Source organism: Robinsoniella sp. (assembly GCF_034124845.1).
The window spans coordinates 1-13221 of record NZ_JAWYAJ010000028.1 but is presented as its reverse complement, the minus strand read 5'-3'; the positions used below and the strand labels follow the sequence as shown (position 1 = coordinate 13221).

Sequence of the window (13221 nt, the reverse complement as noted above, 5' to 3'; positions counted from 1 at the left end):
GCTGATTATATCATTGTTGAACAAAAAAAACAACGGAAAAAGAAAAAATTTTTTTTCTAAAAAATATATTGAAAAATTTACCCGCATATGATATAGTCTATTTATCGGACAGAACAACAAAGTTTAGAATTAAGATCCGCTCATTTGGGAGCGGAGGGAAAGGAGGATATGGATGACCAAGAAGGAGATAATGGACCAGATCCAGGGAGGGCTTATCGTATCCTGTCAGGCATTAAAGGAAGAACCTCTTTATAGTTCGTATATCATGTCTCGCATGGCATATGCGGCGATGCTGGGAGGTGCATCCGGAATCCGGGCAAACACAGTGGAAGATATCACAGAGATTAAGAAGCTGGTAAATCTTCCTATTATAGGAATCATCAAACAGGACTATGAAGCGTGCGAGATCTACATAACGCCTACTATGAAAGAGGTAGATGCACTGGTAGCATGTCAAGCCGAAATAATAGCGGCAGATGCAACCGGAAGGCTCAGGCCGGACGGTATGACGCTGGATGAGTTTTTTAAAGAGGTGCGGTTAAAGTATCCGGATCAGCTGTTTATGGCTGATTGCTCCAGTATAGAAGAAGGTCTTCATGCAGCAGAAATCGGATTTGATTTCATTGGAACAACAATGAGCGGTTATACACCATATACGGAAGGAACGCAGCTTCCAAATTATGAAATGATGGAAACACTGGCAAGGGAAAGCAAAAAGCCTGTTATCGCAGAAGGCGGGATCTGGTGCCCGGAAGAATTAAAAAAGGCATTGGAAACCGGGGCATTTGCAGCCGTTGTCGGAACAGCAATCACAAGACCGATGGATATTACAAAACGGTATGTGGAAGCAATTAACCTGAAATAATTAACAGGACGTTAATTATCATAAACGAAAACTAAACTATCTTAAGGAGGAAAAGAAAAATATGAAAAGGAAAGCAATAGCACTTTTACTGGCTTGTACTATGGCACTTTCACTTGCAGCCTGCGGAGGAGGATCTTCCAGTTCAGGAACGACAGAGGCGAAGACGGAAGCGAAGACAGACGCAGCTACCGAAGCAAAATCAGAAGCGGCAGCAACTGAGGCAAAAGCAGATGAGACACAGGCAGCAGATGCGGAAACGAAAGAGGCTTCAGCCGGTGGTACAACGGAGATTACATGGTGGGCATTCCCTACATTTACACAGGAAAATGCGGGTGATGCATTTGGATCATATGAACAGAAAATTATCGATGCTTTCGAAGAAGCCAACCCGGATATCAAGGTGAAACTGGAGACAATTGACTTTACATCAGGACCGGAAAAGATTGTTACGGCAATTGAAGGCGGGACAATCTGTGATGTGTTATTCGATGCTCCGGGACGTATCATTGACTATGGTAAGAGCGGCAAGCTGGCAGAATTAAATGATATGTTTACCGATGACTTCGTAAAAGATGTTGGAAACGATCAGCTTCTTCAGGCATGTAAAGCCGGAGACACTGCTTATATGTACCCAATCAGCTCCGCACCTTTTTATATGGCATTTAACAAACAGATGGCAGAAGATGCAGGCGTAGCTGATTTAATCAAAGATGGCTGGACAACAGATGATTTTACAACTGTTATAACCGCTTTACATGACAAAGGATATAATCCGGGTTCTGTATTCTGCAGTGGACAGGGCGGCGACCAGGGAACACGTGCATTTGTGGCAAACCTCTACAGCAGTTCTATTACAGATGATGCTGTTACAAAATACACCATTAACGATGCAAATGGTGTAAAAGCCCTTGAGTTTATCAAAAAAGCAGTGGATGACGGTACTTTAATGAATGGTTCCGCATACAACGGCGGTGATGATATCCAGAACTTTGCAAACGGACAGACATCCTTCACACTTTTATGGTCTCCTGCACAGCCCGAAACCCAGAAAGAGCTGTTAGAATCCAGTAAAGTAGAGTATATCGAAGCTCCATTCCCATCCGATGACGGAGTTCCTGAATTAGAGTATCTGGTAAATGGTTTCTGCGTATTTAATAACGGTGATGATGCCAAGATCGAAGCTTCTAAGAAATTCATCCAGTTCGTATGCGATGACAGTGAATGGGGACCAAAAGATGTAATCAGAACAGGTTCTTTCCCGGTTCGCCAGTCCTTTGGAGATCTGTACAACAATGAAAGAATGACAACTCTGGCAGGCTGGACCAAATATTATTCACCATATTACAACACCATCGACGGATTTGCTGAAATGAGAACTTTATGGTTCCCAATGCTTCAGGCAGTCATGAATGGAGATAAAGACCCACAGGCGGCAGCAGATGAATTCGTACAGCAGGCAGATGCTTCCATTACAAATGCGGCAGCAACAGCGAAATAAGGATTCAGAGTAAAACTACAGAGGGCGCTGCAATCGGATATTAGCACCATAATTGCAGCGCCTGATCTGTAACATCATCTATTTATTACACTTATGGGATTTGGAGGGAAAACATGAAAAAAGTAAATAAGCTAAGAATGAGAGAAACAATAGTATCTTATTGTTTTCTGGCTCCAGCGTTACTCTTTTTTTTGATATTTGTATTAATACCTATGATAATGGGGGTATTTACCAGCTTTTTCCGCTATACAATGAAAGAATTTACTTTTGTGGGATTAAATAATTACATCACAATGATTCAGGATTCGACGTTTCAGAAATCACTGGTCAACACACTTATTATCGTAATCGGCTCCGTTCCGATTGTAGTAGCATTTGCGTTATTTGTTTCTTCACAGACATATGAGAGAAAGGCATTTGCAAGATCCTTTTTCAGATGTGTATTTTTCCTTCCGGTTGTTACTGGTACGGTTGCCGTAACAGTAGTCTGGAGATGGATATATGATCCGCTTTCCGGTATTTTAAACTACACCTTAAAGGCTGGTCATGTGATAAGTCAGAATATTATGTGGCTGGGAGATAAGAAGTATGCCCTTGGGGCAATTATTATTATCCTGTTGACAACCGCGGTTGGACAGCCAATTATTTTATATATTGCTGCAATGGGGAATATTGACAAATCCTTGGTGGAAGCAGCAGAGGTTGACGGTGCCAATAAGTTCCAGGTGTTCTGGAAAATCAAATGGCCGAGCCTGCTTCCCACAACACTTTACATAGTAGTAATTACAACCATTAACTCTTTCCAGTGTTTCTCGCTCATCCAGTTATTGACTTCCGGCGGACCTAACTTTGCCACCACGACGATTATGTATTACCTGTACGAAAAAGCATTTAAGCTGTCCGAGTATGGATATGCCAATGCGATGGGTGTATTTTTAACCGTGGTAATCGGTATCATCAGCCTGCTTCAGTTTAAATTCCTGGGCAGCGATGTAGAATATTAGGAGGGAGGGCATAAAGATGAACAAAAAATCAACACCATTTACCATTGTTTCAACTGTTATTCTGAGCATACTGACTGTCATCTTTGTTTTTCCTTTTTACTGGATCATGACAGGTGCATTCAAGTCACAGGGGGATGCAGTGAAGATTCCGCCACAATGGTGGCCCGCCAATCCGACGATTGAGCAGTTTCAAAGGCTGCTGGTGCAAAATCCGGCAGCGAGATGGCTGTTAAATAGTGTTCTGATCGCGCTGATTACCATGCTGGCTGTCTGCCTCACATCGGCACTTGCCGGATACGTTTTAGCAAAAAAACGCTTTTATGGACAGAAGATTTTATTTACAATTTTTATCGGTGCAATGGCACTTCCAAAGCAGGTTATCCTGGTACCGCTGGTTAATATGATAAGCTGGATGGGAATCCATGACACAATGGCTGCGGTTATCCTGCCGTTAATTGGCTGGCCCTTCGGTGTATTCCTGATGAAGCAGTTCAGTGAAAACATTCCAACGGAACTGCTGGAATCAGCAAAAATAGACGGTTGTACCGAACTGCGTACTTTTACCAGCATTGCATTTCCAATTGTGAAGCCGGGATTTGCCGCATTGGCGATCTTTACCTTCATTAATACCTGGAACGATTACTTTATGCAGTTAGTTATGCTGTCTTCCAGAAAGAACCTGACGATTCCCCTTGGTGTAGCTACCATGCAGGCAGAACTTTCTACGAATTACGGACTGATTATGGCAGGTGCAGCTCTGGCAGCAATTCCCATTGTTGCAGTATTCCTGATTTTCCAGAAATACTTTACACAGGGTATTACCATGGGGGCAGTAAAAGGTTAATGATCTTTTGTGAATAATATAAAAGCAATACCAGCTTTGTGGCAGTAAACTGAATCTCGGAAAGTTGGGCGTGGAAAACTGGTATGGGCGGAGGAAGCGTAGAGCAGAGCTGACGGAGTCCATACCAGTTTTTTACGCCCATCTTTTGTACACTACCTACTGATACAAAGCGTATTACTCAGCAAAACCCCAATATCATGCATTTAATAAACCACAAATAAAGTGTTCTCTCAAACACGGATTGATGAAATGTCATTGTGTGAAAGAGAGTGACACTTACTTACAGATCAGAAAGGATCTAAAAGATGATATATGATAATTTAGAAAATATACAGCGTTATCGCGGTATAAGCAAATACCTGGACTTAGCAGTTGATTTCCTGGCTGCCAATGATCTGCGTTTATTACCCCTGGGAAGGACAGAAATTATGGGGGAAGATGTTTTTGCAAACGTAATGGAAGCCCAGGCTCAGGAGGAGTCAATAGGCAAGTTTGAGATTCACAGAAAATATATGGATATTCAGATCGATATAGAAGGAACAGAAATGATACAAATTGGCTTAGGTGAGGCGGAGACTTTGGACTGTTTCAATGAGCAGACAGATTTTGGGACAGTTTCCTGCTCCAGGTCTGCTTCCTGCGTTATGGGACCGGGGCGATTTATCATTTGTATGGGTGAGGAACCCCATAAGCCTGGAATTGTGGTAAGTGAGGAGCGTTTTCTGAAAAAATGTGTAATAAAGGTCGCAGTTAGATAAATTGTTTGATGGTAAAAGAGAGGAATCGGTATGAAAATAGCAGTGCTTGACATCGGTGGAACATCTATAAAATCAGGAGAGTTTACCGAGGGGCGTTTATACAATATAAGGGAAACTGACACAAATGCGCAAAAGGGCGGTGCCTGGGTAATGGAAAGAGCAATGGAGATACTGGATCAATACCAGGGGTTTGACCGGATCGGAATCAGCACGGCAGGGCAGGTGGATTCTTCAAAAGGCAGTATCCGTTATGCCAACTCTAACATACCCGGTTATACGGGGATGGAAGTGAAGCGGATGATGGAAGAACGATTTCATGTACCTGCAGCAGTTGAGAACGATGTAAATGCCGCTGCTCTGGGAGAGGCAAACTTTGGTGCCGGTCGGGAATTCTCTGATTTCTTGTGCCTGACTTATGGTACCGGCGTAGGCGGGGCAATTGTAATTGACCATAAAATCTATAAGGGCAGCAATTTTTCAGCAGGAGAGTTCGGCGGTATCGTCATACATCCCCAGGACCGGAACGCGTCACAGGATATTTTCAGCGGATGCTATGAGCGCTATGCGTCTACCACAGCTTTGGTCCAGAATGCAATGCTGCTGGATGAAAGCCTTTGCAATGGAAGAAAGATATTTGAAAGGCGGGGAGAAGATAAAGTGGCAGAGATTATTGACGCATGGATTGAAGAAATTGTACTGGGACTGGTGTCTCTTACACACATTTTTAATCCTTCCTGCATAATTTTAGGCGGAGGGGTTATGAAACAAAAATACATACTGGATAAAATCTGTAACATTCTGTATAATAATGTCATGGAGAGCTATCGTGACGTAAATATTAGACAGGCACAGTTAGGGAATACAGCCGGATTATTGGGGGCTGTACAGATAGCCTTGGATTTAAAGGGAGATTGAGAGTAAATACCAAGGAGGTGAACAGGTGGATAACACAAACATCATTTTAGAGATTCAGTCATCTTACAATCAATTTACAAAAGCGGAGAAAAAGGTGGCGGATTACGTAATCAAGAATCAGAGTAAGGTTTTGTACATGTCGATAACGGATCTGGCAGATGCCTGTAAGGTAGGCGATACCAGTGTATATCGGTTCTGCAGAACAATGAAACTGCAGGGATACCAGGAATTCAAAATGCGGTTGTCACTCAGTCAGGGAGCTACTTCCAGCAGCAGTACTAAGACGGTACTGGAAAGCCGGCGTTTTGACGACAGCCTGGGAGAGATGGCAGAAAAAGTTCTGCAATTACATTTAGCTGCAATCAAAGAGACTTATATGCTGCTGAGCAGGGATAACTTTGACAAAATACTGGATATGTTTGACCAGGCAAAGAGGGTTTTCTTCTTTGGGATTGGAGATAGTCTTCTGACTGCAGAAGAAGCAAGGAATAAATTTTTAAGAATTACCAATAAGGTAATCTGCATTACGGATCCTCATATGCAGGCCATGGCAGCGTCTATGACAACCGAAGAGGATCTGATTGTAATTATATCTTACTCAGGAGCAACAAAAGACAATATACATGTAGCAAAAGTGGCGAAGTCCGCGGGAGCAAAGATTGCATGTATTACGCATTTCCAGAAATCACCGCTGACATCATATTCGGATGCCATATTATTATGCGGTTCCAGTGAAGGCCCGTTAGAGGGCGGCTCCATGACGGCAAAGCTGAGTCAGTTGTATTTAATAGATTTGTTATATCAGGAATTTTATGAGAAAAATTATGAAAGCTGCAAGTACAATAATGAAGGAACATCACGGGCAGTAGTAGAAAAATTATTCTAAAAATGACATGCTGTCTGGTCAGAAACAGATTTCTGTCAGGCGGCATATTTTTATAGCTCTTCATTCATTGCTCATCATAAGAAAATTCAGATGAACTATGCGATAGAAACAATTCTTGCCAAATGAAATATTTTATGATATGATTTTCTAAGTTTTAACTTCATAGAATGCTTTTAAAGCTATATGTTTGCCTGTTTCTGAATTAAATAGGAAAATATATGGCTTTTTCTTTGTGATTATCGTTATACGTAAAATGGAATTTGACTGAATGAGGAGGAAGAACAAGTTATGGCAGTTAATCAAGATAAAATGAAAACAAGGGCTATTTTTCCGCTGCTGATGTCTATGGCAGTGCCTATGATGCTTTCTATGCTGATGCAGTCACTTTATAATATAGTAGACAGTATCTTTGTCGCGAGGCTTGGACCGGAGGCGCTGACAGCAGTCTCGCTGGTCTATCCACTGCAGAATATTGTTGTTTCCGTAGCCGTGGGAATTGGTGTTGGAATCAGTTCCGCCATATCCATCAGTATAGGTGGAAAAGATTTTGAGAAGGCAAATAAAACAGCTTCTATCGGGATGCTGCTTACCGTGATTCATGCAGTACTGTTTTGTGCAGTTGGTGTCATCGTTACAAAGCCATTCCTAAGTATGTTCACGGAAAATGAAAAGATTTTACAATGGGGCTGTGAGTATTCTTATATTGTGCTCTGTCTGGCATTTGGCTGTCTGCTTCAGATCAGCATGGAGAAGATCTTTCAGGCAGTGGGGGATATGGTAACCACGATGGCACTTTTAGCCAGCGGATGTATCATAAATATTATATTAGACCCCATTATGATTTTCGGGCTCCTGGGCTTTCCAGCACTTGGGGTAAAGGGAGCAGCAATTGCAACGGTTATCGGTCAGATCTGCGCGTTCCTGCTGTACGTGCTGGTATACAGTAAAAAAGATATCGGAATTAAAATATCGCTCCGCTATGTGAGCTTTGATAAGAGAATTATAAAACAGATCTACGCTGTTGGAATCCCCTCCACGATTATGATGGCGCTTCCGTCTCTGCTGGTAAGCATATTAAACGGTATTTTGTCTAAATTTTCAGACCTCCATGTGGCTGTACTGGGGATTTATTTTAAGCTGCAAACTTTTATTTACATGCCTGCAAATGGTGTGGTCCAGGGGATGCGTCCCATCATTGGCTTTAACTACGGCGCAGGTGAGAAGAAGCGGATGAAGCAGACGGTACGTCTAAGCCTGCTGGTGGTTCTCTGTGTCATGCTGATTGGGACGATTGGAGCTATTGTCTTCCCAAGGCAGATTCTGATGTTATTCGATGCCACGGATGACATGATGAAGATAGGGACAGAAGCGCTGCGGGTAATCAGTCTGGGCTTTCTGGTATCTTCACTTGGAATTGTAAATTCCGGAACTTTTGAGGCGCTGGGAAGAGGGAAAGAATCCCTGATCGTTTCCCTGCTGAGGCAATTTGTTGTTACGGTTCCCCTTGGCTATATTCTGTCAAGGTCCATGGGAGCACTGGGAATATGGATTGCATTTCCCGTTGCAGAGGTATTGGCAGCTGTTGTAGCGCATATATTATTAAAACGGATTTACCGGAAAATCTCCTGTAATTAGCAGGTGTTGCCAAGAACATTCAGATGGCGGGAATGTATTTTTAAATACGCTCCGGGAACCGGTGATGGACTTGATTTGTTTATAATATTTTAACAGAATGTTTAAATTTACACGCGGCTTCAAGGTATACAATTGTAGATAAGTGGGCTATAATGGAAGAAATATAGTAATTATGTCAGGAGGCATTGTAATGGATCATTATATGGAGATTTTAAAACAGTTTGGGGTCGTTATGACGGTAGCTGGTGTAATCATTGGCATTATTATGTCGTTTGTAGTATTTTTTGTTTTCATGTCAAAGAAAAATGTAAACCGTTTTCATGGATTCTTTGGCTGGCTTTATGATTATCTGCAATTTAAGAATTTTATTATTGAAGGGTTGTTAAAGTTTTTCTATGTACTTGGTGCATGTGTCTGCACAACGGTGGGTGTTTTTAATATTCTCTGTCTTCAGATGGTACTGGGATTTGCGGTATTGATTTTTGGAAATCTGGTGCTTCGTATTTTGTATGAATTTGCATTGATGATCGTGGTTATCTGCAGAAATGTAAGCGAGATTAATAAAAAAATGGGCGGCGGTGTGGATCACAGAACGCAGTTTAAGGAGTGTGAGATTCCTCCTATGCCAAAAAAAGAAGATTTTGTAATGAGAGATCCGCAAAAAGATGCTATGCGTGAAACAGCTGCCACTCAGAGCCGGCAAGTATATCAAAACACCGGTGTTATGCAGCCTCAGGCAGCATTGATGCATGCGGCAGTACCGGAAAATGATGGGGTGTCTCATGGGGCAAATGAAGTATCCCCAGCATCAGTTACTTCCCCGGCAGCAACAGAGACGTTATCAACAGAAAAAACAGAAAATGTGGATAACTCTAAGAAAATCTGTCCTTCATGTGGAAATGAGGGCGGAGCACAAGATGCTTTTTGCAGCAGGTGTGGAAGAAAGTATTAGTATGTGTTTGAAAATTGTCAGAAAAAGTTAAGAACCATATTCTTGACATGAAAAATACGGTATGTTATATTGAACATACATAAAAGGGAGTAGCCTAACCGAAAGGTGATTCGAAATCGTCAATACGATATTTTATATCCGTATCGAATGAAATGTGCAAGACTTTTATTGTAGCGAAGATTGCTGCGATAAGAGTCTTTTTATTTTTACTCTTTATAGCCGGCAGTCTTCACGGTAACCAGACAACAGTAAAGAATCAGAGAGGAGAAAGATTATGTACGATGTAGAGAGAAATAACAGGGAAATTGAGGAAGCGCTGGCTGCGGGAAGAGCAGCGTTAGACAGCCTGAACCGTGTAAACCAGTCACTGTCCAGTGCAAAAAATTTTGGGATTTGGGATATGCTTGGAGGCGGTTTTATCAGTGGTATGCTTAAGCATTCCAGAATTGACAGTGCCGGTGCAGAGATGGAAAATGCGAAAATGCTGCTTGGAAAATTCCAAAAGGAATTGAAGGATGTGAGCATGCATCCGGATATGCAGATTGATATTGGGAGTTTTGCAGTATTTGCTGACTTCTTTTTGGACAATATAGTATCAGACTGGTATGTGCAGTCAAAAATCAACCAGAGTAAAGAACAGGTTGAGGAGGCTATTGTACATGTGGAAAATGCACTTTATGACCTGGAAAGAATGAGGTAGTAAAGATGATCGATGTAAGTACAGGAGAAACAAATAATATAGAAAAGCAGAAATATAGGAGGATTGGATATGGGATGTTTAGGTAATATTTTGTGGTTTATTTTTGGAGGATTTATTTCAGGGTTAAGCTGGCTTCTCATCGGCTGTCTCTGGTGTATCACCATTGTGGGTATTCCGGTTGGAACCCAGTGTTTTAAGTTTGCAGGATTGTGTTTCTTTCCGTTTGGAAAAGAGGTGGAGTATGGCGGAGGTGTTGGCTCGTTATTGTTAAATGTAGTTTGGCTGATCCTTTCCGGTATTCCACTGGCAATCGAATCTGCAGTCATCGGAGCAGTTTTATGCATTACTATCGTAGGAATACCATTTGGATTACAGCAGTTTAAAATTGCGAAACTGGCATTAATGCCATTTGGTGCCAGAGTAGTTTAGGAAGAAACCGGTAGAGCTAATTGACGGGCCTGCCGGTTTTTTTGCTGGATACAATATATAGTAGAAAAACAGTTATAAAGAGTTTATAATGGGAGTAACGAATTTATCAAGGAGGTACTTTAGATGAAAGTTTCAATATTATATGATTCACAAACCGGCAATACAAAAATGTTAGCAGATACAATAAATAATTCCATCAGAGATCTTGTGGAAGTAATATTCTATGGGAATGCGGCGGATGCCGGGGACAATGAAATTGCAGACTCTGAAGTTATATTTCTTGGATTCTGGACAGATAAAGGGCAGTGCTCAGATAAGTTAAAAGAGGTGTTGCCAAAGCTTTGCGGGAAAAAGATTTTTCTTTTTGGAACAGCAGGATTTGAAGGTTCTAAAGAATATTTCCAGAAGATTATATCCGTTGTAAAGTCTGCTCTGCCCCAGGACTGCCAGGTGGCTGGAACTTATATGTGTACGGGACAGATGCCGATGTCTGTACGTAAGCGTTACGAGGGAATGAAGGAAAAAGGTATGCCCCAGGCAGATGCATTAATCAGGAATTTTGACCAGGCTTTGGGACATCCCGATGTCAAGGATCTGGATGATGTGCAAAAATTTGCATTGTGTATGATTCAGGGATGAAAAGGATAAAACGGAATAAGGTACATTCCAGGATGCACTGCGGACAGAAAGCAATTTTAAAACAGGTTCAAGGTACAGATTAAAAATTACAGAATGAATTACAGAATGAATTACCGATGATAAGGAGATGATTATGAAAATTATAATATCTCCTGCAAAGAAAATGGTGCAGGATGACAATTCTATGTTAGTGAGCGGTTTTCCTTCTTTCGCAAAACAGGCGGAGGAATTACATAGAATATTAAAGAAGCTTTCTTTTGAAGAGCTAAAAGGAATATTGAAATGTAATGACAAATTAGCGGAGTTAAATTTCCGGCGTTACCGGAATATGAAGCGGTTAGATGAACAGGACGGGTATACGGACATGACGCCGGCACTTCTGACCTATGAAGGTATTCAGTATCAATATATGGCACCCCGGGTATTTTCCGATCACCAGTGGGATTACGTTCAGAAAAATCTGCGTATTCTCTCCGGGTTTTATGGAATCCTGAAGCCTTTGGATGCGGTATGCCCTTATCGGCTGGAGATGCAGGCAGTTCTGGCAGCAGGTGAAGCGAAAAATCTTTATCAGTACTGGGGGGAGCGCATTTACCGGGAATTGGTGCAGGATGATAAGGTAATCTTAAATCTGGCATCCAAAGAATACAGTAAGGCAGTTGAACCATATCTGGATCCGGACGTCAGGTTTGTTACCTGCATATTCGGGGAAGCGGTGGAGAATGAACAGAACCGCAGGTTCCGGGTAAAAGCTACTCAGGCTAAGATGGCGAGAGGAGAAATGGTGCGGTGGCTTGCAGAAAAACAGGTTGAGGATGTGGCAGACATCAAAGAATTTGATCGTTTGGGCTACACATTTTCACCCCAGGATTCAGGCGATGACACATTCGTATTTGTAAAAGCAGCAAGCCAAATACCCAGCAGCAAGCTGGGAGGCATTTGATGCTCGGTTTCGTATGGAAAGAAAGTATGTTATCTGGTGCCGCCCGGCACCGGGCTTGCAAGCGGGAAAGGAGCGCGTATGAGAAATCATGAAGTTACGGAAAGTCAACCACTTTTAAAAAAGGATGGAAGCCTTACGGAGCCGGGGTGGTCCAGAAGCCTGGTTCAAATCTATGACAGAACGAAGATAAAGGCACCGAAATTCCGAATTAAAGAATGGGATTATTATCTGATATTGAATCAGGATTTTGCCGCGGCATTTACACTTTCAGATGATGGGTATATTGGGCTTGAGTCGGCGTCCATATTGGATTTTACCAGACCCTGGGAGCATACGGAGACGATTTTGAAGCCGTTTACCATGGGAAGAATGCACCTGCCTTCTAGTTCCGTGGAAGGAAGTACCAGTTACCATGATAAAAAGATGCATATGCGCTTTGAGGTACAGAATGGAAAGCGTAGAATCCGCTGTAAGTGGCCTCGCTTTTTTGAAGGCAAAGAATTTTCCTGTGATATTATATTAGAAGAAACTCAGCGGGACTCTATGGTTATTGCTACGCCATGGAAGGAAAAGAAAACGGCTTTTTATTATAACCAGAAGATTAACTGCATGCGGGCAAAGGGCAGGATGCGCCTGGGAGACCGGGATTTTTACTTTTCCCCGGATACTGACTTTGGAACCCTGGACTGGGGGCGGGGCGTATGGACCTATGATAATAAATGGTATTGGGGATCTGGAAATGGAATTGTTGGCGGCAAACCATTTGGATTTAATATTGGTTATGGGTTCGGTGATACCGGTGCGGCGTCGGAGAATATTCTTTTTTACAACGGAACCGGACATAAGCTGGATGATGTTACTTTCCATATTCCATCCGACAGTTATATGAGGACCTGGACGTTTACTTCCAGTGATGGACGATTTGAAATGGAATTTGAGCCAGTGATTGACCGGGCGGCAAAAATGGATGTACTTCTGGTAGGAACTGACCAGCATCAAGTCTTTGGAAAAATGAAGGGACGGGCGGTTTTGGATGATGGTTCTGCACTTGAAATTAAAGATTTCATGTGTTTTGCAGAGTATGTGCACAACCGGTACTAGAGCGTGTTTGAAAATTCATTCCCGTCATCTGCACGCCCCACTTTGCGGTATA

Annotated in this window: 14 protein-coding genes; all 14 read left to right on the top strand. The window is 42.2% G+C overall.

The annotated features are described in order from the left end of the window. Positions 1 to 172: 172 nt before the first annotated feature. Positions 173 to 865: an N-acetylmannosamine-6-phosphate 2-epimerase gene (locus ACH2DQ_RS01485; RefSeq protein ID WP_394913930.1), complete on the top strand. Its 693-nt coding sequence runs from the start codon at positions 173 to 175 to the stop codon at positions 863 to 865. A 61-nt stretch (positions 866 to 926) separates the two neighbouring features. Further along, a complete protein-coding gene (locus ACH2DQ_RS01480) occupies positions 927 to 2363 on the top strand; it encodes an ABC transporter substrate-binding protein (RefSeq protein ID WP_394913929.1) in 1437 nt (478 codons plus the stop codon). Positions 2364 to 2476: 113 nt separating this feature from the next. After that, a complete protein-coding gene (locus ACH2DQ_RS01475) occupies positions 2477 to 3367 on the top strand; it encodes a carbohydrate ABC transporter permease (protein ID WP_394913928.1) in 891 nt (296 codons plus the stop codon). Between the two features lie 16 nt (positions 3368 to 3383). Beyond that, positions 3384 to 4211: a carbohydrate ABC transporter permease gene (locus ACH2DQ_RS01470; RefSeq protein WP_394913927.1), complete on the top strand. Its 828-nt coding sequence runs from the start codon at positions 3384 to 3386 to the stop codon at positions 4209 to 4211. Positions 4212 to 4516: 305 nt separating this feature from the next. Beyond that, entirely contained in the window at positions 4517 to 4969 is a 453-nt protein-coding gene (locus tag ACH2DQ_RS01465; RefSeq protein WP_394913926.1) for a YhcH/YjgK/YiaL family protein, read from the top strand. Positions 4970 to 4999: 30 nt separating this feature from the next. Continuing rightward, positions 5000 to 5884, top strand: a complete 885-nt coding sequence (locus ACH2DQ_RS01460; RefSeq protein WP_394913925.1) for an ROK family protein — start codon at positions 5000 to 5002, stop codon at positions 5882 to 5884. 25 nt (positions 5885 to 5909) lie between these two features. Next, positions 5910 to 6770, top strand: a complete 861-nt coding sequence (locus tag ACH2DQ_RS01455) for a MurR/RpiR family transcriptional regulator (protein ID WP_394913924.1) — start codon at positions 5910 to 5912, stop codon at positions 6768 to 6770. Positions 6771 to 7058: 288 nt separating this feature from the next. Continuing rightward, on the top strand, positions 7059 to 8405 hold the full coding sequence (locus ACH2DQ_RS01450; RefSeq protein ID WP_394913923.1) for an MATE family efflux transporter: 1347 nt from the start codon (positions 7059 to 7061) through the stop codon (positions 8403 to 8405). Between the two features lie 190 nt (positions 8406 to 8595). Further along, positions 8596 to 9357: a hypothetical protein gene (locus ACH2DQ_RS01445; RefSeq protein WP_394913922.1), complete on the top strand. Its 762-nt coding sequence runs from the start codon at positions 8596 to 8598 to the stop codon at positions 9355 to 9357. A 274-nt stretch (positions 9358 to 9631) separates the two neighbouring features. Continuing rightward, positions 9632 to 10057 (top strand): hypothetical protein, encoded by a 426-nt coding sequence (locus tag ACH2DQ_RS01440; protein ID WP_394913921.1) that lies wholly within the window; start codon positions 9632 to 9634, stop codon positions 10055 to 10057. Positions 10058 to 10126: 69 nt separating this feature from the next. Next, positions 10127 to 10486 carry a YccF domain-containing protein gene (locus tag ACH2DQ_RS01435; protein WP_394913920.1) on the top strand — a complete coding sequence of 120 codons (360 nt, stop codon included), beginning with the start codon at positions 10127 to 10129 and terminating at the stop codon, positions 10484 to 10486. A 123-nt stretch (positions 10487 to 10609) separates the two neighbouring features. Next, positions 10610 to 11125: a flavodoxin family protein BilS gene (gene bilS / locus ACH2DQ_RS01430; RefSeq protein ID WP_394913919.1), complete on the top strand. Its 516-nt coding sequence runs from the start codon at positions 10610 to 10612 to the stop codon at positions 11123 to 11125. Between the two features lie 133 nt (positions 11126 to 11258). Beyond that, a complete protein-coding gene (gene yaaA, locus ACH2DQ_RS01425; RefSeq protein ID WP_394913918.1) occupies positions 11259 to 12068 on the top strand; it encodes a peroxide stress protein YaaA in 810 nt (269 codons plus the stop codon). A 78-nt stretch (positions 12069 to 12146) separates the two neighbouring features. Continuing rightward, complete coding sequence (locus tag ACH2DQ_RS01420) at positions 12147 to 13169, top strand: DUF2804 domain-containing protein (RefSeq protein WP_394913917.1); 1023 nt, start codon at positions 12147 to 12149, stop codon at positions 13167 to 13169. The last annotated feature ends 52 nt before the right edge of the window (positions 13170 to 13221 follow it).